The sequence below is a fragment of the Rhodococcus sp. NPDC078407 genome (genome assembly GCF_044542515.1).
Classification (GTDB): domain Bacteria; phylum Actinomycetota; class Actinomycetes; order Mycobacteriales; family Mycobacteriaceae; genus Rhodococcoides.
Window position 1 is genome coordinate 17114 of sequence record NZ_JBITUQ010000031.1, and the last position, 22425, is coordinate 39538.

At 64.1% G+C, this 22425-nt stretch carries 23 protein-coding genes and 2 pseudogenes; 15 read left to right on the forward strand and 10 right to left on the reverse strand.

The window, feature by feature from the left end; genetic code table 11:
* Nucleotides 1-47: 47 nt before the first annotated feature.
* Nucleotides 48-353 carry a hypothetical protein gene (locus tag ACIGGF_RS22935; RefSeq protein ID WP_347873417.1) on the forward strand — a complete coding sequence of 102 codons (306 nt, stop codon included), beginning with the start codon at nucleotides 48-50 and terminating at the stop codon, nucleotides 351-353.
* 1376 nt (nucleotides 354-1729) lie between these two features.
* A complete protein-coding gene (locus ACIGGF_RS22940) occupies nucleotides 1730-1957 on the forward strand; it encodes a hypothetical protein (RefSeq protein WP_347873415.1) in 228 nt (75 codons plus the stop codon).
* On the opposite strand, the gene ACIGGF_RS22945 is transcribed toward ACIGGF_RS22940, so the two are convergent.
* The 3 genes from ACIGGF_RS22945 to ACIGGF_RS22955 all read right to left on the reverse strand — a co-directional run bounded on the left by ACIGGF_RS22945 (nucleotide 1933) and on the right by ACIGGF_RS22955 (nucleotide 4806).
* The gene (locus tag ACIGGF_RS22945; RefSeq protein ID WP_032391672.1) at nucleotides 1933-3012 is read right to left on the reverse strand and encodes a hypothetical protein; all 1080 of its coding nucleotides are present in this window, start codon (nucleotides 3010-3012) and stop codon (nucleotides 1933-1935) included. The two genes, ACIGGF_RS22940 and ACIGGF_RS22945, sit on opposite strands and share 25 nt — an antisense overlap.
* Before the next feature lie 317 nt (nucleotides 3013-3329).
* Nucleotides 3330-3680: a helix-turn-helix transcriptional regulator gene (locus ACIGGF_RS22950; protein ID WP_032364201.1), complete on the reverse strand. Its 351-nt coding sequence runs from the start codon at nucleotides 3678-3680 to the stop codon at nucleotides 3330-3332.
* Between the two features lie 13 nt (nucleotides 3681-3693).
* Nucleotides 3694-4806 (reverse strand): tyrosine-type recombinase/integrase, encoded by a 1113-nt coding sequence (locus tag ACIGGF_RS22955; RefSeq protein ID WP_032405569.1) that lies wholly within the window; start codon nucleotides 4804-4806, stop codon nucleotides 3694-3696.
* 213 nt (nucleotides 4807-5019) lie between these two features.
* Between ACIGGF_RS22955 and ACIGGF_RS22960 the strand changes: the two genes are divergently transcribed.
* The 4 genes and pseudogenes from ACIGGF_RS22960 to ACIGGF_RS22975 all read left to right on the forward strand — a co-directional run bounded on the left by ACIGGF_RS22960 (nucleotide 5020) and on the right by ACIGGF_RS22975 (nucleotide 8071).
* On the forward strand, nucleotides 5020-5250 hold the full coding sequence (locus ACIGGF_RS22960; protein ID WP_032364250.1) for a heavy-metal-associated domain-containing protein: 231 nt from the start codon (nucleotides 5020-5022) through the stop codon (nucleotides 5248-5250).
* Nucleotides 5251-5283: 33 nt separating this feature from the next.
* Nucleotides 5284-6720: pseudogene (locus tag ACIGGF_RS22965) on the forward strand (heavy metal translocating P-type ATPase); the annotation flags it as partial.
* Nucleotides 6702-6920 (forward strand): annotated as a pseudogene (locus ACIGGF_RS22970) (tyrosine-type recombinase/integrase); the annotation flags it as partial. The pseudogenes ACIGGF_RS22965 and ACIGGF_RS22970, both read left to right, overlap by 19 nt.
* An 8-nt stretch (nucleotides 6921-6928) precedes the next feature.
* A complete protein-coding gene (locus ACIGGF_RS22975) occupies nucleotides 6929-8071 on the forward strand; it encodes a recombinase (RefSeq protein ID WP_347873414.1) in 1143 nt (380 codons plus the stop codon).
* Here the strand turns inward: ACIGGF_RS22975 and ACIGGF_RS22980 are convergent.
* From ACIGGF_RS22980 to ACIGGF_RS22990, 3 genes are read right to left on the reverse strand one after another with little or no spacing between them, the layout of a single operon-like run.
* Nucleotides 8050-8685, reverse strand: a complete 636-nt coding sequence (locus ACIGGF_RS22980; RefSeq protein ID WP_347873413.1) for a class I SAM-dependent methyltransferase — start codon at nucleotides 8683-8685, stop codon at nucleotides 8050-8052. The two genes, ACIGGF_RS22975 and ACIGGF_RS22980, sit on opposite strands and share 22 nt — an antisense overlap.
* A 3-nt stretch (nucleotides 8686-8688) precedes the next feature.
* Nucleotides 8689-9120, reverse strand: a complete 432-nt coding sequence (locus tag ACIGGF_RS22985; protein WP_347873412.1) for a DUF5313 family protein — start codon at nucleotides 9118-9120, stop codon at nucleotides 8689-8691.
* A complete protein-coding gene (locus ACIGGF_RS22990; protein WP_347873411.1) occupies nucleotides 9117-9362 on the reverse strand; it encodes a DUF2892 domain-containing protein in 246 nt (81 codons plus the stop codon). The genes ACIGGF_RS22985 and ACIGGF_RS22990 overlap by 4 nt, the downstream gene beginning before the upstream one ends.
* 134 nt (nucleotides 9363-9496) lie before the next feature.
* On the opposite strand from ACIGGF_RS22990, the gene ACIGGF_RS22995 reads away from it, so the two are divergent.
* Together ACIGGF_RS22995 and ACIGGF_RS23000 are read left to right on the forward strand one after the other, a co-directional pair.
* Nucleotides 9497-11677: an MMPL family transporter gene (locus ACIGGF_RS22995; RefSeq protein ID WP_347873410.1), complete on the forward strand. Its 2181-nt coding sequence runs from the start codon at nucleotides 9497-9499 to the stop codon at nucleotides 11675-11677.
* 115 nt (nucleotides 11678-11792) lie between these two features.
* The gene (locus ACIGGF_RS23000; RefSeq protein ID WP_042925979.1) at nucleotides 11793-12056 is read left to right on the forward strand and encodes a metal-sensitive transcriptional regulator; all 264 of its coding nucleotides are present in this window, start codon (nucleotides 11793-11795) and stop codon (nucleotides 12054-12056) included.
* A gap of 93 nt (nucleotides 12057-12149) precedes the next feature.
* Here ACIGGF_RS23000 and ACIGGF_RS23005 read toward each other — a convergent pair whose 3' ends face one another.
* The 3 genes from ACIGGF_RS23005 to ACIGGF_RS23015 form a co-directional block, all read right to left on the reverse strand.
* Nucleotides 12150-12686, reverse strand: a complete 537-nt coding sequence (locus tag ACIGGF_RS23005) for a hypothetical protein (protein WP_161121491.1) — start codon at nucleotides 12684-12686, stop codon at nucleotides 12150-12152.
* A complete protein-coding gene (locus tag ACIGGF_RS23010; RefSeq protein ID WP_161121492.1) occupies nucleotides 12683-13888 on the reverse strand; it encodes an FAD/NAD(P)-binding oxidoreductase in 1206 nt (401 codons plus the stop codon). The genes ACIGGF_RS23005 and ACIGGF_RS23010 overlap by 4 nt, the downstream gene beginning before the upstream one ends.
* A 406-nt stretch (nucleotides 13889-14294) precedes the next feature.
* Nucleotides 14295-14483 carry a hypothetical protein gene (locus ACIGGF_RS23015; protein ID WP_397523447.1) on the reverse strand — a complete coding sequence of 63 codons (189 nt, stop codon included), beginning with the start codon at nucleotides 14481-14483 and terminating at the stop codon, nucleotides 14295-14297.
* On the opposite strand from ACIGGF_RS23015, the gene ACIGGF_RS23020 reads away from it, so the two are divergent.
* From ACIGGF_RS23020 to ACIGGF_RS23045, 6 genes are all read left to right on the forward strand, one after another.
* Complete coding sequence (locus ACIGGF_RS23020) at nucleotides 14467-15861, forward strand: MBL fold metallo-hydrolase (RefSeq protein WP_347873408.1); 1395 nt, start codon at nucleotides 14467-14469, stop codon at nucleotides 15859-15861. The genes ACIGGF_RS23015 and ACIGGF_RS23020 overlap by 17 nt on opposite strands.
* 484 nt (nucleotides 15862-16345) lie before the next feature.
* Nucleotides 16346-17134, forward strand: a complete 789-nt coding sequence (locus ACIGGF_RS23025) for a GntR family transcriptional regulator (RefSeq protein ID WP_347873407.1) — start codon at nucleotides 16346-16348, stop codon at nucleotides 17132-17134.
* 28 nt (nucleotides 17135-17162) lie between these two features.
* Nucleotides 17163-17501 (forward strand): rhodanese-like domain-containing protein, encoded by a 339-nt coding sequence (locus ACIGGF_RS23030; protein ID WP_347873406.1) that lies wholly within the window; start codon nucleotides 17163-17165, stop codon nucleotides 17499-17501.
* A 1-nt stretch (nucleotide 17502) separates the two neighbouring features.
* Nucleotides 17503-18339: a sulfite exporter TauE/SafE family protein gene (locus ACIGGF_RS23035; RefSeq protein ID WP_161121496.1), complete on the forward strand. Its 837-nt coding sequence runs from the start codon at nucleotides 17503-17505 to the stop codon at nucleotides 18337-18339.
* 79 nt (nucleotides 18340-18418) lie between these two features.
* Complete coding sequence (gene ctaD / locus ACIGGF_RS23040; RefSeq protein WP_231783674.1) at nucleotides 18419-20191, forward strand: cytochrome c oxidase subunit I; 1773 nt, start codon at nucleotides 18419-18421, stop codon at nucleotides 20189-20191.
* Nucleotides 20188-20712 carry a hypothetical protein gene (locus ACIGGF_RS23045; protein WP_347873405.1) on the forward strand — a complete coding sequence of 175 codons (525 nt, stop codon included), beginning with the start codon at nucleotides 20188-20190 and terminating at the stop codon, nucleotides 20710-20712. Before ctaD ends, ACIGGF_RS23045 begins: the two co-directional genes overlap by 4 nt.
* A gap of 584 nt (nucleotides 20713-21296) precedes the next feature.
* Here the strand turns inward: ACIGGF_RS23045 and ACIGGF_RS23050 are convergent.
* A complete protein-coding gene (locus ACIGGF_RS23050; protein WP_347873404.1) occupies nucleotides 21297-22157 on the reverse strand; it encodes an RNA polymerase sigma factor in 861 nt (286 codons plus the stop codon).
* Nucleotides 22158-22190: 33 nt separating this feature from the next.
* On the opposite strand from ACIGGF_RS23050, the gene ACIGGF_RS23055 reads away from it, so the two are divergent.
* Nucleotides 22191-22406 carry a YgaP-like transmembrane domain gene (locus tag ACIGGF_RS23055; protein ID WP_347873403.1) on the forward strand — a complete coding sequence of 72 codons (216 nt, stop codon included), beginning with the start codon at nucleotides 22191-22193 and terminating at the stop codon, nucleotides 22404-22406.
* Nucleotides 22407-22425: the final 19 nt, after the last annotated feature.

Genomic DNA, 22425 nt, shown 5'->3' on the forward strand with positions numbered 1-22425 from the left:
ACGCACCACAGGCCGCCCGGCCCACCGACCGAAGGGCACAACTTCCGATGATCACCTGGACCGTCACCACACGACCCGACCGCCAACCCGAAACCATCACCACCGCAGGAGCAGAACCAAGCCTCGACGCAGCGAAACGCGCCGCCGCCGACGCAGTCCGCTACGCCCTCCTCGACGCCCAGGCCCACGCAGACGCCAGCCCCACCAACACCCCACCGACCTACCTCGTCACCATCGACGAAGCCTGCGCCCTCATCGTCAGCCTCGGAGCCTGCCGACCCGCCAACTACACCGGAGTCCTCGACAACCTCGAACACTTCGACGGCACCGCCACCCACCTGCTCTACCTATAGGCAGGCCAAGGTGAGCAGACCTGAAAGCGTTGCGAGAGAACGACTCTGTCGGTCCCCACTGCAATACTCGCCCTCATGCGCATCAGAACACTCACCGGCCCACCGCTACCAGCAGAGATCGCAGCGAACACAGCGCGACTCCTCGCGCTCGTGGAACTGAACAACGCCCGGCCCCAATCGGAACCGAACGCCACGGCCACCGACCGCAGCCGCCACGCGCGACACTGCTGAATCCGCCAACCCCTACAACCAAAAGTCCGGTGACCGTGAACGGCCACCGGATCCTGGTGCTTCTACTTATCAGCCTTAGAACAACTGCAACCAAGCGATCAGCACGTCAACGGCTCCGTGAACCCACGGACCCAACACATCCCAGACCGCCATCAGCATTGCCCACACAGGAGACGAAACCTCGTCGCCTGGCCACGGCATCTCGACACCGAACACATGGCACACCAGATGTGCCCACCCGTGCACCTGCCTCAGTGTCGACAAGGTCCTCACGGGTCGTGAACCCCTGAACCTGGTGAACCATCCTCTCCAGCCTGCTCGTCCGGTCTCGGACCCATCATTCTTCTCTGCTGCCATAACACTTTCCCTTCGTAGTGAAATTCCGTCCCGTTGTTGGAGTGATTTGCGCACACGTGTGGCATATCGGCCTTTCGGTTGGATTCTCGATATCTTGGCTCAGCGGTTGCTTCGCCTCCATCAGAGTCTCATATCAAGGGCCTTTTCGCAACCTCTCGAAGAAAGCGCAGCGCCACGTATCCGCAGGTCAAGAGCCGTTTATAAGTTTAATCGCGCACTTATCGAGCGCAAATTATTGCCGGATTAAAGCAGCGGAGATCTCTGATTAATTTCCGAATATTCGCGATTAATTGCGCGGAATAGATAAATGTTCGACAAAAGAATGTATCCAGGGTCTTTGAGCTGCCGCGACACCGAGCGTGGTCGGTCTCCGTCGCTCCCGCACAGTCACCGGGCGAGCTCCTCAGGTGGGAGGTGGCCGCCGGCCGACGTCGACGCGCGTGATGCATTCCGCCTGGCGGTGGTGCCGGCCACCTTGCGGGCGTCCCTCCGAACCGAGCTCCGCTGCGCTCCGCACCGCGAATAGACATCGATTTCTTGTCGCACATCTGGCTCCCGGCGATACTGCATCACCCGGGCCCGCCGCCTCAACCCCTCGCTCCGCTGCGCTTCGACCGAAGGCTCCGAACACTTTTCGTCCCGTGCTCGCTGCGCTCCCACGAAAACTGTCCTGCCGCGGGGTTGCCCCGTCGTTCCCGTGCGCTGCTGTCTCTCCTCACGCCAGATGACGGCGACAAGAAATTGGCAGAGCAGGCCGGGGGACCGGTCACGAGGGAGAGGGACCAGTCATGGCATCACGGACCAAGATCAGCGCAGCGGACAAGGCCGAAGCACGCCGCGAGCTGGCGGCATCACTGCACGCCTCGATCACCGACAAGGTAGCCGAGCTGACCAGCTCCGACACGTGGCGCGCGTACCTCGACCACGTGGCCTCGTTCCACTCCTACAGCACTGGCAGGGATGGTGTATTCGGGGGTGCGAATGCCGTCGCTCAGGGTCGGCGGTCGGCGGCGTAGTTTGCCCATTGGCCGTTCGTCTTGAAGGTGTGTTTGGCGACGGTATGAGCGTTGAGCCCTAGGATTCCCGCGAGCACACTCGGCGGGAGCTCACGGGCTAGCTGTTCGGTGGCGGACAGTCGTAGCTTTCGGGGCTCGATTCCAATGGCGCGCAGCCTGTTTCCTAGACTGGTTGCACTCAACGGTTTGCCTGCGTGGCCACCTGCGAAAAGCCATGTCGTAGGTAGTTGTTCCGCAGTTCCGGTGCGCCGCTTGAGGGGTAGATTTCGGGCGATGGCTGCGAACGGATCTGGCAGGTCGAGGACGTCGGTGGGACCGAGTCGTAGACCTGTGGTTGTCGCGGTGGCGATCACGTCGGCTGTGGTGAGGCTGACGATTCGCCGTAGCGGCTGGGCGTAGAGGGCGACCAGCGCACCGGCCAGTCGATCTACCGGGTCGAGTGACTCGTCGTGGATAAGGCGCCAGCCGATCTGCCAGCGATCCTCGGCGTCGGTCGGTAGTTCTGCATGGGCTCGACGCTCTTTCGGGAGGGCAATCTCTTTCGATAGGTGCCGTGTTCTTTGTGCCCAGCTCAAAAACGGGCGGATGTGCCATCGGGACGCACCGGGCTCTGCGAACCAGGCGTCAATGTCGTATTGCGCACATCGAGGCATCTCGGTTCCTCGTCGTTCGAGTGTGTTGAGGAACTGAATGACTTGGAGGATCTGGCAACGTGCGTTCTGTACGGCGGTGCCGATCGGTCGGTGCATTTCGAGTCCGCGCAAACGCGGCAGTACAGCCCAGTGCGTCCACTGGCTAGCGAGCTTGCGATGGCCTGTGTCGAGTCCGCTGAGGAGTTGCGGGAGCTCCGTCTCGAGCCGCCGGAGACTACGGTGCACGTCGGGGTCGAGGATGCCCGTAGCGATGAGGAGTGATCGGAGGTAGTCGACCGACTTGGGCCGAGGGAGCAGGTCGAGTGATTCGTGCGTGAGGGGAATGGTGCCGTCGTGGAGGCCGCGCAATAGGTCCGTGTTGCGGTTCAGCCATCGCCGTGTGGTCGTCGGTTCAGCCTGCATTATGGCGTCACGAAGTGGTTCCAGGGGCCCGTCGGCAGTCGGTGGTAAGACGTGCTCGAGGTGGCAGCGGAGCGCGCATCGCGCGCACATGCGTTCGCCGTCCATGGCGATCAGGGGCTGACCGACGCTGGGGCACCGCGGGCAGCTTCGCTGCGCCTTCTCGCGACACCATCGGCATAATGCGTTGTCGTCCAACAGCTTGTCGGGTTTCGTGCAGCCGGTGCACGCGCCGCGATGCTGTCGTCGTCTTTTCCTGCAGCGGTCGCACACCCGGACGCGGTCTACGACTGAATTGCACAGTACACAAACAGTATTGATCACTTCTTACGTTTGATTTCCGCTCGCCGTGGTGTGCGCGTCTTCGCGTCGGATGGTGTTGCTGCGGTCTTGGGCCGATGGGTAGTTGTACCGGTCGCTCGCACCGTCGCCCGTTCGGCGACTGGTTCGATCAGATCGTTCGGTGTGCACGAGAGTATGTCGCAGAGCGCCGCGAGGGTACGCAGGCTGAGGCGTTCCGGCGTTCCAGTGACCAGGCGATACACCTGAGCTTCGGACAAACTGATCCCGCGCTCGGCAAGCAGCGGTCCCAAACCGGTCGTCGCGAATATTCCCCTCTCGGCCAACAGTCGGCGTAGGTGCCAGTCGTAGTTCAAGCGTGGCTGTTGCATCCCTGTCTCCGTCCTACTCTGCGGTGAACGCTCGGTCCAATGCCCGTCGGAGGGCATTGTTCTTGTAGTCGGTGCCGACGCTGGTGTAGATCGCGGTGGTAGATCCCCAGGAGTGTCCGAGTTGTTGCTGAACAAACAGGTGGTCGAAACCGTCTTCGAGTAGGTGTGTCGCATACGAGTGCCGTAGGCAGTGCGGACCGAGATGCTTCTCCAGTCCGATTGCGTCCCGGTACTCGGCGAAACGGTGCGAAATCGACTCGGTGCCGACGCGTGCCCGACGTTCTGTCGGCCACATGGCGAGATGGTCGGTGTCGTACAGGGGCCGAATCTCGGTGACCCACTCGGCGACGGCTTCGGCGGCCCACCCCATCGTGGTCAGTACCGTTCGGCGGCGCGGTGGCCCTCCATTGAGGGCTTTGCCGTAGCGAACCGACAATGCGCCATGGCGGCCGAACTCTTTGGCCGCGGAGTTCGCGGTCCAGTCCACGATGTCCAACATCGCTGCCTCGCGGCGACGCAGCCCCCAGGCATAGATGACCTTGAACAACGTCGCGTCTCGGTAACTGGCAAGCCATCCCTTGCGGCCGGACAACCCAACCCGGTTCACCCGCTCATCGCAGTAGTCGAAGAAGGCCTGTAACTCGTCCCTCGTCAGTGGCCGGTTTCCTGGTCGACCTTCGTACTCCCCGCGGTGGACGACGGTGTTCCATTCGTGGAAAACCTGCACCGGGTGAACGCGAAAGTATCGCTGACACACTTCATCCCACCGATATCGGACATCAGTGATGTAGGCGCAGAACAGCGACGCGGCCATCTGGTAGAGCCGCACAGTCGAGTGAGCGACCCCCGAATCGACAAGATGTGCGGTCCACTCCTCGACGTCCATCGACGACCAGTTCCAGGGGTAGTCGTTCGTGAATGCGACCAGCCTCCGCACGATCTGTGTCCGTCGCTCGATCGTCAAGTTTGCGAGCATCCGCGCACGTTGCTGCGTCTCCCACCCGTCGATCATTCCTTCCAGGACCGTTTCCTCCGGAACCAGTAATACGACGCCATCACTGAGGAAGCGGTCGGCGGAACCTTTGGCGTCGGACGCGGGCTTTTTGGCAACAGGGTCGACCGGCACTGGATGAATGTAACAGTCATTCGATGCATGTTCACGTGATGCTCTTCAGCTGCTGATGACCGACGAGCCCGCGGCCGCCCCCGGAGATCGACGCAGATGCAAGTAGGCGGTTGTGACATGGATGCCCCCTTTTCAACGGTACGGGGAGGGGGTATGGTCCGAATCGTCGCAAGATACCCCCTGGGGGTATCACTCAAGATGAAGGAGTACCTCATGATCACCACGAATTACCGAGTCACCGGCATGACCTGCGGACACTGCGAGGCGTCGGTCCGGGAAGAAGTCGGTGCTGTGGCCGGGGTCGACACGGTCGAAGCATCGGCGTCGGCGGGGACGCTGACGGTGACAAGCGCCGATGAGCCCGACCACGCCCAGGTCGTCGCCGCCGTTCGCGATGCCGGATACACAGCCGAACCGCAACCCGCAGATTCACGCACCGCGTAGCCGCTGAACTCGGTGGAGAGAAGGATTCGCACGATGAACAACCACACACACGCCGATGTCGGCGTGGCCGAGACAGCGGGCACACAGTCGGGCCACGACCCGTCTGGACACAGCGCAGCCCACACCGGACACGGCGAGCAGACTGAACACGAAGGCCATACCGGGCACGGTGGCCATGCCGGTCACGGCGATCACGTCGGCATGTTCCGTCGCCTGTTCGCGATCATGCTGGTCCTCGCCGTCCCGGTGATCGTTGCCTCGAACATGTTCGCGATGCTCCTCGGATACTCGCTGCCCGACGCAGCGTGGATCGCGTGGGTCTCCCCGGTACTGGGCACCGTGATGTATGTCTGGGGCGGTTCCCCGTTCCTCACCGGCGCAGTCAGCGAAATCCGTTCACGTGCACCAGGAATGATGCTGCTCATCGCCCTCGCGATTACCGTCGCATTCGTCGCGTCGATGGGAGCGAGCCTCGGCCTGCTCGATCATCAGCTCGACTTCTGGTGGGAACTTGCCCTGCTGATCGTGATCATGTTGCTCGGGCACTGGATCGAAATGCGATCCCTCGCTCAGACCACCTCCGCCCTGGACTCGTTGGCAGCACTGCTCCCGGACACCGCCGAACGCGTCGACGGCGACGACGTAGTGCAGGTATCCCCGGCCGAGCTGCAGCTCGGTGATCTCGTCGTCGTCCGCCCCGGCGGACGCGTACCCGCGGACGGCACCATCGTCTCCGGATCGGCGAGCATGGACGAATCGATGATCACCGGCGAATCACGCACCGTCCGCCGCAGCGACGGCGACCAGGTCATCGCCGGCACTGTCGCCACCGACTCCGGCCTGCGCATCCAGGTCACCGCAGTAGGGGAGGACACCGCCCTCGCCGGCATCGGCCGGCTCGTCGCCGACGCCCAGAACTCGACCTCGCGCGCTCAGCGCATCGCCGACACCGCCGCCGGCTGGCTGTTCTGGTTCGCTCTCGGATCCGCGATCATCACCGCCGCCGTGTGGACCCTGGTCGGGATGCCCGACGACGCCGTCATCCGCACCATCACCGTGCTGGTCATCGCCTGCCCGCACGCACTCGGACTCGCGATCCCGCTGGTGGTCTCCATCGCCACCGAACGCGCCGCCCGCGGCGGCGTTCTGGTCAAGGACCGGCTCGCACTCGAAACCATGCGCACAGTGGACACCGTGCTCTTCGACAAGACCGGGACCCTCACCAAGGGTGAACCCACCGTCACCGCAATCGAGGTGACGAACGGGCGCACCGCCGACAATGTCCTCGCTTTGGCTGCTGCCGCAGAAGCCGACTCAGAGCACCCACTCGCACGCGCCATCATCGGTGCCGCACGATCACGGAACCTGACCGTCCCGGCGGCCACTGACTTCCAGTCGTCCCCCGCTGTCGGGGTCTCTGCGAATGTCGACGGTACCCGCGTACAGGTCGGCGGGCCCGCGCTGCTCGAGCTGGATACGATCCCGACACCGTCGCCCAACTCGGTGGGCACTCCCTCCGTTCCGGCTTCGTCACGCAAGCCTTCCGCAACGGTGCCGATGCACATGCGATCATGCGCCAGACCGGGCACACCACACCCGCAATGGTCGAAACATATGCCCGCGAGCACGCTCCTCTGGTCGGCAACGCGGTCACCGAACTCGGTCTATGACCGGGCACGTGACTGCATCCGTGAGCGGCGGCGGGTCGACCGGGGCAGATACTGACCACGACGACCGCGCCGGTTCGAGACGACCAGCGGATATCGCGAACGTGGCGGTGCCGAAGCGTGATCGGAACACGTGGTCTCTGTTCGAGGACTGGTGCACCGCCCATGACGAACCCCCACTGGCGGCCTCTCCGGAGTCACTTGCTCGGTTCCTCCACGCGCACCCCGCCGCGTCGACGACCCAACGCCGCCGGATCGCGGTGATCGACGCCGCCCATTCTCGGCAACTGTTACCCCCTCCGGGGCGTGCGGAGATCGTTCGGGCTGCGCTGGACGTGGCGCGTACGGCGCGCCTGCACGAGCTGGCAGCCGTGATCGGCGGTATCGTCGCCCGCCTCCCCGAATCCGGTTGGCCGTCAGAACTGTTCGCGCGGCGAGACGCCCTCGTCCTGATCCTCGCTTCGACCGGTCTGCCGTACACCCAGATCGCGGCCCTGCGGCACTGCGACGTCACCGCCGATCCGAGGATCGACGCCCTTCGTATCGACACAGGCCGCGGCGTCCACACTGTCACTTCCCCCGTACTGACGGGGGCGGGTATCTCGCCGCGGATGGTGTATCAGCGCTGGTTGGAGGTGCTGGGCTACCACACGCGGTATCCGAGCACCCGAATGCTCGCCGACGCTCTCGATGCCGGGGGCGGTACCGGGCTCAGCGGATTCGACCGGTATGTCGATCCGGCCGATCGACAGCCGCTGTCGACTGCGATCGACCGGTGGGGCCACACCCCGTTGACTGCGACCCCACTGACGTCCCGTGCGGTCGCCGACATCGTTCGTGCCCACCTGGACGGGCGAGCACCTGTGCACCGACTCCACTCGGTGCAGGCACGGCAACCGAGCGCACATCTCGTCCCGCAGCCCGCCTCGGCTTCGGTACTCGACCCCGGATACTACGAATACGGGACCCGGGCACGCCGGGACGCGCACGAGCTACTCGGTGGCGTCGATTCAACGCTCGACGACGTCGAAGACCGTGCGGATGCACTGCTGAAGCGGCTTCTCGAGTTCGTCGAGGCAGAAGTGCCGGAATATGGTCGGCCGCTCGTGCCGCGGCCATCGTCCTTGCCCGTTCAGGACACCTTTCGGGCGTGAAGACGCTCGACGAGACCGAGAGTGAACCGGTCGATGTCCTCGATAGAGAAGCTCTCGTCACCGGTGATCGCGATCGAGGGCCGGCGCAGAAAGTGCTCGCCACCGACCGGGACGCTCACCAGTTCCAGAAGGCGTTGGATCCATCGAACCGGCCTGATCGACGAGGCGACGTGATCGGCGAGGAGCAACGTTCCACCCGGACGCAGCACTCGCGACATTTCCGCGAGCGCGATGTCCGTGGCGGGGATGGCGCAGAGCGAGAACGTGCACACCACCGTGTCGAAAGATGCATCGGGAAAATCCAGAGCGTGAGCGTCCCCGAGAGCTAGGCGAGCGTCGGGTCTGACGCCGGCGGCCCGAGTATGCGCCTGCGCGAGCATGTCCGGGCTTAGCTCGATTCCGGTCAACGACGTCCCTGCCGGGTAGTGCTCGAGATTGAGTCCCGTTCCCACTGCGACCTCGAGAACCTGGCCTCGGGCGCGACTGCAGATCCAGGACCTGGTGTCGCGGAAAAGGACTCGGTCGAGAAAGGTCATGTGCTTGTCGTAACCGGCCGCTTGCTTGTCCCAGAATCGCTGCCACCGGGCGAGACGGTGCGTCGAATCGCCGACCATCGCTCAGTGCTCTCGGCCGGGAGCGATGGGTGCCGCGGCGGTGCGTGAGGCCCCGGACTCGGGGTGCGCCGCGAGATAACGCTTCTTGACCAGTTCCGATACCTGCGCTTTGCGGGGGTTCGTCAGATCGCGCGGCAGCATGTGCCGTACGAGGCGTCGTTGCCGATTCTCTTCCATGTACGAGGCGGTGAAGAACACCGAGAGCAGGACCGCCAGGAGCACCATGGCACCACGCAACCACAGTTCACCCGGAAAGAACATGAACACGGCGTAGATGGGAAGAAACGGAACCTGGCCGCGAATCAGGTGCCGAACCACGGCGTGATCGCCCGTCAGATCGTGGGCCACCCAGTCCGTCATGGTCGAGGGCAGAGTGCGGCCGAAGGCGTAGCCGACCCACTGCCACGGCGTAGGGCGGGTCCTGTCGCGGTTCACCGGGTCGGCGTCATTGTGCTCTGGCGCATCCCCAGCCGCCGCATTGCCAAGCTGGCCGGGCACCATCCGACTGCCGAGTACAGCAGCAGATTCCCGCCGACGAATGCTGTCAGGGCATGCCAGCGGCGGTCGTGAAGGGATCCGGCGGCGAGGCTGGCAAGGACCATGGTGCCCGCCAGGGCGGGGACTGCGCGTTCGATACTCGGTCCGCCAGGACCGGTGGGAGTGTCGGTGCATGACATGCGGTAGATCCTCGCTTCTGTGAGTGTGGTGCGGCACCACATGTATACCCCAGGGGGTAGGTGTCAACATTCAGCATACCCCCTGGGGTACCATGCTAGGGTTCCTCCATCTTCCCGACCAGTAAGGACATGATGTGAGTTCTACGGACGTTCGAACCGACGAGAGTTCTGCAGACAGCTCGCCGCCAGGGATCACCGGCGGGCCGTTGGCGCGATTCGGTGCGCGCATGGCAGGCAATTTCAAGTGGGTGGTCACCGCGTGGCTCGTGGTCATCATCGGATTGGGAGCGTTTGCCCCGTCGGTGTTCGGCTCTCTCGCCGGTGCCGGTTGGCAATCCAACGGATCGGAGTCGGTCCAGGTTCGCGAACTCGCACAGGAGCACTTCGGCGGGAACTCTTCTGCCGCGATACAGGTGGTCGTGCACTCGGACACCGAGCAGGTGACCGATCCCGCTGTCGCGGCTGTCATTTCCGAGGTCACCGACATTCTGGCCGCTGACTCGCGGATTTCCGAGGTGATCGCCCCGCAACCGGGGATGTCGATCAGTCCCGACGGGCACACCGGAATCCTCATCGGTGGAGCGAACGGGACGACCGACGAGATGGTGAAGGCCGTCGACGATCTCAAGGGCGACTTGACCGCAGCCTCCACGGACTCGATCGAGGTCTACCCGACCGGAGCATCGGCACTGTGGAGTGACTTCAACAAGGCCAACCACGACGCGATGATCAAGGCCGAAATCATCTCCTGGCCCGTCACATTGGCGATCATGGTGCTCGCGTTCGGATCCCTCGTCGCGGCAGGTCTGCCCCTGCTGTTGACGCTGGCCGGTCTGGTCGCATCCGCGGGTGGCCTGGTTCTGCTGAACGAAATCACGCCGATCTCGGTGTGGGCCATGAACTTTGCGATGATGTTCGCGCTGGCGCTCGGTATCGACTACGCGCTCTTCCTCGTCGTTCGATTCCGGGATGCGCTCCGAAAGACCATCGACGCCGGACGGATCGACCCGCAGCGTGCAGTGGCAGAAACTATGGACACGGCAGGCAAAGCAGTCCTGCTGTCCGGTCTGACCGTGCTGATCAGCTTATCTGCCGTGCTTCTCGTACCAGCACCTGCGGTACGCACGATGGCCGTGGGCATCATGCTCGCGGTGGTGTTCGTGCTCGCGGCCACCCTCACACTGCTCCCCGCAGTGCTGGGCAAGCTCGGAGCCAAGGTCAATGCCGGCTCCCTCCCGTACGCGAAGCGTCAGGTGCACCGTTCGCCGAAATTCGCGTCCTGGGGTCAGTTGCTGCACAAGCATCCGTGGCCGTTCGCCATCGGCTCGCTGTTGATTCTGGTGGCGCTGTCGATTCCGGCACTCGGTCTCAAGGTCGCCATGCCGTCCATTTCGGTTGTGCCCGAGGACGCTCCGGTCCGGCAGGGCTACGAATTGGTGCAGGCACAGATGGGTGAAGGTGCACCAGGCATGCTGCAGATCATCGCCCCCACATCGGAGGCGGAGCAGACCGCGCAGATCGCAGCGAGCGTCGACGGCGTATCGATGGTGACGCCGCCCATGCCCGCCATGGACGGATCCGACTTCGTCATGCTGCAGGCCATCCCGAACGTGGACCCGTCGGACCCCGCACTCGAGACCACACTCGACGCCTTGCGTGCCGAGCTGCCCGAGGGAGCGATCGTCGGCGGTGCACCCGCAGAGAACCTGGACCTGCAGACCGCGTTGAACGAGTATCTGCCGATCGTGGTGTCGGTGATCCTCGTACTCGGATTCCTGCTGCTGCTGATCGCGCTACAGGCACCGCTGATCGCCCTGCTGGGGACCGTGGTCAGCCTGCTGTCCACCGGAGCGGCATTCGGTGTGGCGAAGCTGATCTTCCAAGACGGTCACGGCTCGTCGCTACTCGGATTCACCCCGCAGGGATTCCTGAACGGCTGGGGCCCGGTGTTCTTCTTCGCGATGATCTTCGCAATCGCGATGGACTACACGGTGTTTCTGCTGTCGAGCGTCAAGGAACACTACGAGAACACCGGTGATCCGCACGGTTCTCAGGTCGACGGAATGGCGCATTCGGGTCGGGTGATCTTCGCGGCGGCAGCGGTGATGATCGCGGTGTTCTTTTCGTTCGCGCTCGCCGAACCACTGCCACCCAAGGAGATGGGCATCATTCTGGGTGTCGCCGTACTGTTGGACGCCATTCTCATCCGCTTGGTTCTGCTGCCGGTTCTCCTGCGCCTGACCGGCCACGCCGCATGGTGGTCACCCACGTGGCTACGAGCAGTACTACCCAAGATCGGCTTCTCGCACAGCTGAGTGTCAGCAATCTCGAGCAACACAGTGGTGGCCGATACCGTCCGGCGTCGGCCACCACGACCACCCTTACCCCTAGGGGTAACCTGGAGTTTCATCGAACGAAGGACTGAACGACATGACCGGTGACACCGAAAGCATCGCATTGGTATTGAACCGTCTGCGGCGTGCGCAGGGTCAGCTCGCAGGAGTGATCTCGATGATCGAGAGCGGTCGTGACTGCAAGGACGTCGTCACCCAACTGGCCGCGGTGTCGAAGGCTCTCGACCGGGCAGGCTTCAAGATCGTCGCCACCGGACTGCGTGAGTGCATCACCGGAGCGGAAACAGGGGAGAAGATGACCGAAGCGGAGCTCGAGAAGCTCTTTCTCGCCCTCGCCTGACAACGGTCCGATCACCCCCGCATCGATGTACGGGGGTGATCGGACCGAGGCGGGATAGCCGGTTCGAGGTGTGGTGATCGGGCCCGCGACGTGTCAGCCCCTGTGCGCTGGACCGGGCTGCTCGGGTGGGCGGGTGAACACCACACGTGCCCAGAGGACGGTGGACAGCAGAGCTGCCACCGCGCCCAGATACAGGCCGATCGATGGACCCGCCACCGTCGCGGTCGGTGCCAGTGACTGCCGAGCCCAGATCGCGAGCACACCGAACACCGTGGTGACACCGTTGCCCGCCAAAGCCAGAGCAGCCCACCGAAAACGCCGAACCAGACGCGCGATCGAGGCCGCTACGACGGTGAACGTGAGAGTGAATGCGGTGAACAGCGTCGCCAACACGCCCGCTGACTCCGCGTCGGCGCTTTCGGTGCGCAGAAGAACGTCGTACCCGTGTGCGCCGCCGGTGTGCGGAAGCACCACTCCGAGCACGGCCGCCGACACCAGAACGAGCAGATACGGGGTGAGCCGGGTGATCACCACCTCCGGTATCACGCGCCGTTCGATGGCCTCGAACACCGACCGGTAGTGGCTCAGGTCGCCCTCGCGGTCGTAGCTGTGCGGCGGTCGACCGTTCACGCTCGGCCGGTGAGAATGGCATTCCAGTACAACGCCGGCAGTCCGCGTCTCTTGAGGAACCACATGTCGCGGCGTTCGCGGGTGGTGTCGATCAGCGGTATCGAGGGAGCCGGCTGCATCGTGTAGTCGAACTCGGCCAGAAGCATCGTCTTGCGAGAGGTGGTCAAGGGGCAGGAGGCGTACCCGCCGTACTGTGCGGTCAGTGGACGGCCGGCGATGCTCGCCTGCAGGTTCTCGGCGACCACGGGTGCTTGCTTGCGGATGGCGGCACCGGTCTTGGAGTTCGGTGACGATCCGGCGTCACCGAGGGCGAAGACGTTGTCGAATCGACTGTGCCGCAGTGTGTTCTTGTCGATCTGGACGTATCCGGCGGGATTGTCGGGGTCCGCTATGGGGCTGGCCTTGATCCAGTCCGGTGCGGATTGGCGCGGTACGACGTGGAGCAGGTCGTAGGGTAGCTCGTCGGTGGTACCTGCGCTGTTATCAGTGATCGTCACCGATCGGCCGTCCGGGTCGACGGCGGTGACTTCGCTGTTCTTGCGCACCTCGATGCCGTAGCGCGCCACGACTCGTTCGAGCTCCTCGGCGAACACCGGTACCCCGAACATTCCGGGTGTGGGCAGGACGAGGACAACTCGGATGGCATCGAGCACGCCCTGCTCTCGCCAGTAGTCGGCCGCGAGGTACGCGATCTTCTGCGGGGCACCCGCGCATTTGATGGGGCCGGACGGCATCGTGAACACCGCCGTGCCCGACCGCATCTTCTGAATCATCTGCCACGTCTTGGGCGCGAGATCGTAGCGGTAATTGCTCGAGACCTGCGGGGTGTCGATCGATTCGGCCATACCGGGCACCGAATCCCAGTCGAGCTGGATGCCGGGGCACACCACCAGGTGGTCGTAGTGGATCGTAGTTCCCGAGGAGGTGCTGACCGTCTGGGCATCCGGGTCGACCCCCTCGGCGCGATCCTTGATCCAGCCGACGCCCTGGGGCATCACCGACGCCTCGCTACGCGCACTTTCCGCGGCCGGGGCGCGGCCTCCACCGACGAGCGTCCACAAAGGTTGGTAGTAGTGGGTCTCTGCCGGCTCGATGATGCCGATGTCGGTCATTCCTGCTCGCCGCAGACGTGCTGCGAGCGAAATACCGGCGTTGCCTCCGCCGATGATCGCGACTTTGTGGTCGATGGTGTGCGCGGACATGTGGTCCTCCTGTTCGAGACACGAGCTCGGTGAGCTGTCTCGATTTCGGTTGGTGTCGGGGTGGTTCAGCTCGACGTCGGTGTGGGCGCGAGCCGTGTGGTCACGACATTGGTGGTCATTGAGGCCAGGTGCACTGCATCCACAGCAGTCGTGCTGGAAGGTCATTCCGGCGTTCGAGCAGGTGGTGCAAGGACACGTGCCGAGGTGTACGTCGCCCTCTCCTTGATTGATCGTACGGATGTACGTACATTATGAGTGAGGCTAGTCGCCGATACCGACAAACGCCACACTCGGGACGAATGAAATTTCCTCGTCCGCCCCGAGTCGGCGAGTGCCGGACGGCTGAGGAGGACATGATGGTCGGCAACCACTGCGATGTCGCTGTGAGTCGTTGCGCCTCGCTGGATCAGTCGGTTGCGATGCCCTTGGTCGCCCAGTGGAATGCCGCCCACTTCACCTCCACCCCGCAGGAATCGGAACCGTGCGCCTCGTCGCACAGAACCTCCTGAAATACCCCACGGGGTACCATGAATTCTGAGACCTGTACGAACGCCACCACGATCGACAAGGAGATTTCGATGCTTCTCGAACGCATCTACGACGAAGACCTCGCCCAAGCCGGATACTTCATCGGCTGCCAGGCCAAGGGAGAGGCAGTGGTGGTCGACGCCCGCCGCGACATCGGTGTGTACCTCGACCTGGCCGATCGACATGGCATGACCATCACCGCCGTTACCGAGACCCACATCCATGCCGACTACCTGTCCGGCACTCGCGAGCTGGCCAAGGCCACCGGGGCGGTCACCTACGTCTCAGGAGAGGGCGGCGACGACTGGCAGTACGGCTTCGAGGCCGAACGCCTCCACGATGGCGACACGCTGGCTCTGGGTAATATCACCGTGCAAGCCGTTCACACGCCCGGTCATACCCCGGAGCACCTCTCGTTCCTGGTGACCGACGGTGCCTTCGCCGATGCTCCGGGATACATGTTGACGGGCGACTTCGTCTTCGCCGGCGATCTCGGCCGCCCGGACCTACTCGACGAAGCTGCCGACGGTGTCGACACCCGTTTCGAGGGTGCCAAACAGATATTCCGCAGTCTGAAGCGGTCGTTCGTCACGCAGCCGGATCATATCCAGGTCTTTCCCGGTCACGGTTCGGGCAGTGCCTGCGGAAAAGCTCTCGGCGCGCTTCCGTCGACCAGCGTCGGCTACGAACGCCGTTTCGCTTGGTGGGCAGGGTATGTCGAGCGCGACGACGAGCAGGGCTTCGTCGACGAGATGCTCGACGGCCAACCGGATGCACACGCCTACTTCGGCCGGATGAAGCGTCAGAACAAGCAGGGCCCGGTCGTTCTCGGGCCACTGTCTCCACTGCGCGAGTACGACTCCGCAGAATTGGCACGCGCCCTCGACTCCGACGAGGTCGTCCTCCTCGACACCCGCAGCCACGATGAGGTGCACGCCGGCGCTGTCCCCGGAGCGCTCAACATCCCCGGCATCGACAAGGCAGCCTCGTTCGGTGCCTGGGTCTACGACCCCGAACGAGAGGGCACTCCACTGGTGGTGCTCGCCGAGGACCACGCCGTCGCCGACGAGCTACGTGATCACCTGCTGCGGGTCGGCATCGATACGGTGACCGGATACGTCACAAGTCTACGAGGACTCCCCACGACGACACCCGAGACGATCGGTGCGGACGAGCTGGATTCGTTCGACCCGGCAATGGTGCTGGACGTGCGCAACAAAACCGAACACGCCGACGGCCACATACCTGGCTCCGAACAGCTCAGCGGTGGCAGATTGCTGTGGAACCTCGACGGACTGCCCACAGGCGGTCCGATCGTGACCTATTGCCAGAGCGGCGTCCGTAACGCGGTCGCAGCCAGCGCCCTGCGCCGCGCCGGCTACCGAGTTGTCGAACTCGAGGGCAGCTACGCCGCCTGGGCCGCGCGCAACCTCGAAACAGTCTGATCGAACCCGCCCGAACCGGAGGCGGTCGTGCAGTCCGCCCCCGGTTCGGTCCGGTGCTCGCTCTGTCGGCTCGCCGCGCCACCGACGGTAGGGCAGACCCAGGGCGAGAAAGCCCCCGCGCGACACTCCTGATCCGGCACCGACTGGCCTGATCCGGAACCGACTGGGAAGCGACGTGATGACGCTCGCTACGCGGGCGGATTCACCAGGTTCGGCGCGATCTCCACCAGGCGCTCGTTCGTGGTGGGAAACAACTTTTCTCGAAGCGAGCATTGTCTCGTTGTGTGTCGGCGACGCCGACGGATGGTTTCTCGGGACGGGGGAGTTGCGGTCCCCGAGATCCTCGGTCGACATCGCTTCGACGCGTGGAGAGCATCACTGCCGTCCGTACGGATGTACGTACATTTGTTGTACAGTGGCCCCGAGGGCCAGTAGCAGGCGGCTCGAATTCGGATTCCGACACAGATCGACAGGAGGGCCTCTGATGGTTGAACCCGATCGCAGTGCCGCGCTCGACCGCTCCAGTGCGATGCCGCTGTGGGCGCAACTGCATGCCGATCTGGTCCGCCGAATCGGTGACGACGAATTCGCCGGCTCCGAGTTCCCGGGCGAGCATGCGTTGACGACGAGCTACGGGGTGAGTCGTCACACCACCCGCGAGGCCCTGCGGCACCTGCGGAACGAAGGAATCTTGATTGCAGAGCGTGGCCGGCCTTCTCGGTTGGCGGCTCCGCCGGTGATCGAGCAGCCACTCGGTGCGCTCTACAGTCTCTTCGCTGCCGTGGAAGCCACGGGTGTTGCTCAGCACAGCGTGGTGCGTGCACTCGAACTGCGGACCGACCCCGCGGTGGCCGCTACCTTGCAGGTCGGTCCCAAGGCTCCGCTGCTCTACCTGGAGCGCATCCGTATGGCAGGGACCATGCCGTTGGCGCTCGACCATGCCTGGTTGCCGGGGGATCTGGCACGCGACCTCCTGGATGCGGACTTCACTCACACGGCTCTCTACATCGAGCTCGAGAAACGCTGCGGCATCCGCCTGACCGGTGGCCGCGAGGACGTCACTGCCGTCGTCCCGGATCCGGAGGATGCGGCAGCACTCGAACTCGATTCGAAGACCGCCGCGCTGTCGATCCGCCGCTTGGGTTGCATGAATTCCCGGCCGGTGGAGTTGCGGCACACAGTGATTCGAGGAGATCGGTTCACCGTCTCGGCCACGTTCTCACCGAGCGAGGGCTATCGCTTCGTGCCGGCCACGCCGCTGCACGCCCTGTAAGCACCCACTGATCCAAGGAGCGTTGTTCATGACTGAAGCACCACCGGAAGCAGATCCGGCCGCCGCACATGCACTGATCGCCGAATCGGGAGCCATCCTGATCGATGTCCGCGAGGACGACGAATGGGCTGCCGGCCACGCCCCGGACGCCGTCCATGTACGCCTCGGCGATCTCGATCCTGCTGCCTACCCTCCTGATCAGAAATTGGTCGTGGTGTGCCGCTCGGGCGCTCGGTCGAGCACAGCTGTCGCGGCCCTCGCCGATGCCGGTCGCACAGCGCACAATCTGTCGGGCGGAATGAAAGCGTGGCACGAAGACGGCCGCCCTGTGGTCCGCGATGACGGCACCCCCGGCGCAGTGATCTGACATGATCGCCACCCTCGCGATCGCAGTCGCCGCAGGGATTCTCATCGGGCTCTCCCTCGGCGCACTCGGTGGTGGGGGATCGATACTGACTGTTCCTGCCCTGGTGTATCTCCTGGCGGTCGAACCGCAATCGGCAACGAGCGCCTCGCTGATCATCGTCGGAATCACCTCGATCATCGCGGCCATCAGCCATGCGCGAGCACGGCACGTTCGGTGGCGGGCAGCGGCAGTATTCGGAATCCTGGGCTCGGTCACCGCCTTCGGTGGATCGATCCTCAACCGATCGGTCGACCCGCAGATCTTGCTGCTCGCGTTCGCGGCACTGATGATCGTCGCCGCCGGCGCGATGCTGCGCCGCACCCGGCGCGGACACGATACCGACCTACCGAACCCGGCCGAGACCGCGGGAACACGCCCGAGCGCCGTCGCGGTCGCCACCAAGCCCGCGAAAGTGAAGATCACCACGTCGCAGGTAGTCAAGCTGGTCGCCTCCGCGCTCGTCGTCGGCTTCCTCACCGGGTTTCTGGGAGTGGGCGGCGGCTTCCTCATCGTCCCCGCTCTGGTTCTGGCACTGGGCTATTCGATGCCCGTCGCAGTCGGAACGTCACTGGTGATCATCTCGATCACCAGTGCGGGGGCCTTCACCGAGCGTCTCGGCACGGGTGCCACCATCCCGTGGGAGATCGTCGTACCGTTCACCCTCGCGGCAATTGCAGGCTCGTTCGCAGGAAAAGTCATCAGCGACAGAGTCTCTGCCACCACGCTCACCCGTAGCTTCGCCGCCTTGTTGCTCGTCGTGGCCGTCTACGTCACCGTCCAGGCCTCCATGGCCCTGTAACGCACATCGTTGTGCATCACAGCCTATTTCGGCGCACGCAAATGCGGCGCATCGCACACCCGGATCGAGGAGATCGTCGATGACCGCACTGATTCCCCGCCCTGAGGCGGCCAGGCCGTATCCGATGCGTCACGAGCCGAAGGGCTCGACGCTGTTCCAATTGGTGACCACCACCGATCACAAGACGATCGGGAAGATGTATCTGGTCACCTCGTTCGGATTGTTCCTCATCGGCGGGTTGATGGCGCTGCTCATGCGCACCGAACTCGCGGTACCGGGGTTGCAGTTCCTGTCCAACGAGCAGTACAACCAGCTGTTCACCATGCACGGCACGATCATGCTGTTGCTCTACGCCGTCCCGGTTGCGTACGGATTCGCCAATTACATTCTGCCGCTGCAGATCGGGGCACCGGACGTCGCGTTCCCGCGACTCAACGCGTTCGCGTACTGGCTGTATGTCTTCGGATCGCTGATCGTGCTCGCCGGGTTCATCACCCCGGGAGGTGCCGCGGACTTCGGGTGGACCGCCTATACGCCGCTGACGAGTGCACTGCATTCCCCCGGCGTCGGTGCCGACCTGTGGGTACTGGGGCTGATCCTGTCCGGCTTGGGCACGATCTTGGGTGCGGTCAACTTCATCACCACCGTGGTGTGCCTGCGCGCACCCGGCATGACGATGTTCCGGATGCCGGTCTTCACCTGGAACATGCTCGTGACCTCGGTGCTGGTGCTGCTGGCGTTCCCGACCTTCGCGGCCGCGTTGGCCGGGCTGGCGTTCGATCGACACTTCGGTGGTCACGTGTTCGACCCGGCGACCGGGGGAGCGGTGCTCTGGCAGCACCTGTTCTGGTTCTTCGGCCATCCCGAGGTCTACATCGTCGCGCTCCCGTTCTTCGGCATCGTCTCCGAAATCTTCCCGGTCTTCAGCCGCAAACCCATCTTCGGCTACAAGGGTCTGATCTTCGCCACCCTCGGCATCGCAGCGCTCTCGATCACGGTGTGGGCGCACCACATGTACGCCACCGGAGCTGTTCTGCTGCCGTTCTTTTCGTTCATGTCCTTCCTCATCGCCGTGCCGACCGGGGTGAAGTTGTTCAACTGGATCGGCACCATGTGGCGAGGACAGGTCACCCTGGAAACCCCGATGCTGTTCAGCATCGGATTTCTGATCACGTTCCTGTTCGGCGGACTGACCGGTGTGCTGCTGGCCAGCCCCCCGATCGATTTCCACGTCACCGACACCTACTTCGTGGTGGCTCACTTCCACTACGTGCTGTTCGGGACCATCGTCTTCGCCACCTATGCCGGGGTGTACTTCTGGTTTCCCAAGATCACCGGACGCATGCTCGACGAACGCCTCGGCAAGTGGCACTTCTGGACGACGTTCGTCGGGTTCCACATGACGTTCCTGGTCCAGCACTGGCTCGGCAACGAAGGGATGCCGCGCCGCTACGCCGACTACCTGCCCTCCGACGGATTCACCACCTTGAACCTGATCTCCTCGATCGGAGCGTTCATTCTCGGGCTGTCCACGCTGCCGTTCGTGTGGAATGTGTTCAAGTCCTACCGATACGGTGAGGTCGCCACCGTCGACGATCCGTGGGGCTACGGCAACTCTCTCGAATGGGCCACCACCTGCCCACCGCCCCGTCACAATTTCACCGAAATACCTCGTATCCGTTCCGAGCGGCCGGCGTTCGAGCTGCACTACCCTCATATGGTCGAGCGCATGCGCACCGAAGCCCACGTCGGGCTGACGGGCCACACCGCCGACGTGCGGGCCCCCTCCGAAATCATCGCCGACGGCGTCGAAGAGGGCACCGCCAGCGGGACCCCAGAGGACAGACGGTGACGAGCACGCGGAGACTGCGCTCGACAGGTGCCGCTGTCCTGGTACCGGGACGGGTGTCGTACGCGATCGCGGTCGCCATGGGGTTCTACGTGCTCGCGCTGATCCTGGTGTTCACCTTCCTCGTCCCTCGACTCTCACCCGGGTCAGCGACCGCTGTCACCGCTGCCGTGGTGGCCGGCTTCGCGGTGCTGCTGATGGCGGCGATGATGTTCGCAGCCCGCACACCGCTGCATCCCGCAGCGGTCCGGGACACCGCGGCGGACCGAGAGGACGACATCGTCGAGGGGTGGGCGGTGGTCCTGGGCACCGACATCGATCCACGACGAGTGGAACTGGAAGTGACGGTGCCCGGGTCCGGAACGTACCGGTGCGATGTGCGTGCAGAACGGTCGACCGTCCGCGCACTGGTGACCGGTGCCACCATTTCGGTCTGGGTCGATCCTCATCATCGTCGGTCGTTGACCTTGGTCGGGGTCGGTCCGAGCATCGGCGACGATACCTCCGGGAACGGGAAAAGCTGATCGAGCATCCTCGCCCGCACCCCGCGGCGGCGAAAGCCACTCCGGGGTCGCAGACGTCGATCGCAACTACCCTCGACTGCCCGCCGGACGGCTGGCTGCGCCGGTGACCGACGTGAGTGCGCCTGCGCGACATCGATTTGCCCGCGACGGAGCCCCCCGCTTGCCGGCGATGGCGAGTGCGGTCGTGGTGTTGCACCTGATCGGGTGGGGGCTGTTCGTTCACTACGATGCGGACCTGCGCATGCACGGTCTGACCGGTCGACGCCGCGACAACCGAGATCACGAAGAAAGACGACTCGGGTCGCAGCCCTGGCAGGACCAGGGCTGCGGACCGCGATCTACTTCTTGGAGAACATGCGGGAGAACAATCCCGGTGACTTCGGATCGGAGTCGTGCCCCTTGCAGCGATTGGACGCCGGAACGCCCCGCATCACCTGATCGACGTGTTGACCACATCCCGCCCACGTCGTTTTTCCGCACTTCTTGCACGTGACAGCCCTGCACATGAGTCTCTCCCTCGATCGACAATTCACTTCCCAGTATACCCTATGGGGTATCCAATTCCGGGTGTCGGGGATGATCGGTCATCGCGGCGGGCAGGGGGTCCGCCCAAGTGGGCGACATCGTAGACGAACTGTTGGGGTACCGCGCTGGTCCACGGCCGCAGGCCGAGTGCGGTCTTGATACCGATCAGGGCCTGTGCGATGGGTGGGCACCGGCGACACTGCCGCAGGTGCGTGTCGATGCGTGTCGATGCGGGCCGACGCGTCGACATCGAGACGCCCGTCCAGGTAGTCCGATGCCGCGGCGAGTGTGCGCCGGCACGCCTGGGAGTCGTTTCGCGGGTGTGCGGGACCGTTGTCGAGGGCGCATAGCAGCTTCACCCGTGCACGGTGGATGCGCTTGTACACCGCTGCGGTGGTGAGCGCGCCGACCGCACCGATCTGTGTCGCCGTCCAGCCCTCGCCGTCGTGCAGTGCCAGGACCATTCGATCCTCGACGGTCAACGTCGCCAGCGCTGCTCGCACCGTGGATCGATCGCTGAGCGCCTGCGCGACCGTCTCGGGGTGCTCGAGGTCGCTGATCGGTACATCGATGTCGCCCGTGCCCGATGGTTCGGTGCGCTGAGTCTCCGCGCGTGCGGCCACATCGCGTGCACGGTTGATCGTGATCCGGTAGAGCCACGTCGTCAGCGCCGATTCGGATCGAAACGTTCTCCGGTTGCGCCATGCGCGTTCGAGGACGTCCTGCACCAGATCGTCGGTATCGGCCGGTGATCGTGTCATCGCGGCTGCGAAGCGACGAAGAGTCGTGCCCTGGTCGATCAGATCGCGCGCGAAGCGCTCGTCGTATGCCGCGCTGTCGAGGTCGAGGTCGAGGTCGGGGTTGGGCTGTTCGCGCGAGGAGCCGTGGATTTGTCCACTTCGGCGTTCTCGCCCGTCCAACAGTGAAAGTCCCTCTACAGAACTGGAATCATCATGTCGTTCGTCGAATTCATGCGCAGTACTGCCGGACGCGCACTGCGCATCGTGGTGGGAATCGCTCTGATCGTGGTCGCCGTCATGCTCGGCGGTGTCGGGGGCATCGTGGTGGGAGTGATCGGCGGTGTCTTCGTGCTGACCGGGGTGATCAACGTGTGTCTGCTCGGCCCGTTGTTCTCCGTCGATCTTCGAGGTCGGCCCAAGACGTCCTGAACGGGGTGCGCGGGCGGGC

What these genes read in the sequence shown, in the direction of transcription:
- ACIGGF_RS23030 (WP_347873406.1), top strand. Translation starts at nt 17,163, where the DNA reads ATGACTGAAGCACCACCGGAAGCAGATCCGGCCGCCGCACATGCACTG.
- ACIGGF_RS23020 (WP_347873408.1), top strand. Translation starts at nt 14,467, where the DNA reads ATGCTTCTCGAACGCATCTACGACGAAGACCTCGCCCAAGCCGGATAC.
- ACIGGF_RS23000 (WP_042925979.1), top strand. Translation starts at nt 11,793, where the DNA reads ATGACCGGTGACACCGAAAGCATCGCATTGGTATTGAACCGTCTGCGG.
- ACIGGF_RS22980 (WP_347873413.1), bottom strand. Translation starts at nt 8,685, where the DNA reads ATGGTCGGCGATTCGACGCACCGTCTCGCCCGGTGGCAGCGATTCTGG.
- ACIGGF_RS23035 (WP_161121496.1), top strand. Translation starts at nt 17,503, where the DNA reads ATGATCGCCACCCTCGCGATCGCAGTCGCCGCAGGGATTCTCATCGGG.
- ACIGGF_RS23015 (WP_397523447.1), bottom strand. Translation starts at nt 14,483, where the DNA reads ATGCGTTCGAGAAGCATCGAAATCTCCTTGTCGATCGTGGTGGCGTTC.
- ctaD (WP_231783674.1), top strand. Translation starts at nt 18,419, where the DNA reads ATGACCGCACTGATTCCCCGCCCTGAGGCGGCCAGGCCGTATCCGATG.
- ACIGGF_RS22990 (WP_347873411.1), bottom strand. Translation starts at nt 9,362, where the DNA reads ATGTCATGCACCGACACTCCCACCGGTCCTGGCGGACCGAGTATCGAA.
- ACIGGF_RS23055 (WP_347873403.1), top strand. Translation starts at nt 22,191, where the DNA reads ATGTCGTTCGTCGAATTCATGCGCAGTACTGCCGGACGCGCACTGCGC.
- ACIGGF_RS22950 (WP_032364201.1), bottom strand. Translation starts at nt 3,680, where the DNA reads ATGCAACAGCCACGCTTGAACTACGACTGGCACCTACGCCGACTGTTG.
- ACIGGF_RS22960 (WP_032364250.1), top strand. Translation starts at nt 5,020, where the DNA reads ATGATCACCACGAATTACCGAGTCACCGGCATGACCTGCGGACACTGC.
- ACIGGF_RS22935 (WP_347873417.1), top strand. Translation starts at nt 48, where the DNA reads ATGATCACCTGGACCGTCACCACACGACCCGACCGCCAACCCGAAACC.
- ACIGGF_RS23025 (WP_347873407.1), top strand. Translation starts at nt 16,346, where the DNA reads ATGGTTGAACCCGATCGCAGTGCCGCGCTCGACCGCTCCAGTGCGATG.
- ACIGGF_RS22940 (WP_347873415.1), top strand. Translation starts at nt 1,730, where the DNA reads ATGGCATCACGGACCAAGATCAGCGCAGCGGACAAGGCCGAAGCACGC.
- ACIGGF_RS22945 (WP_032391672.1), bottom strand. Translation starts at nt 3,012, where the DNA reads ATGCAGGCTGAACCGACGACCACACGGCGATGGCTGAACCGCAACACG.
- ACIGGF_RS23010 (WP_161121492.1), bottom strand. Translation starts at nt 13,888, where the DNA reads ATGTCCGCGCACACCATCGACCACAAAGTCGCGATCATCGGCGGAGGC.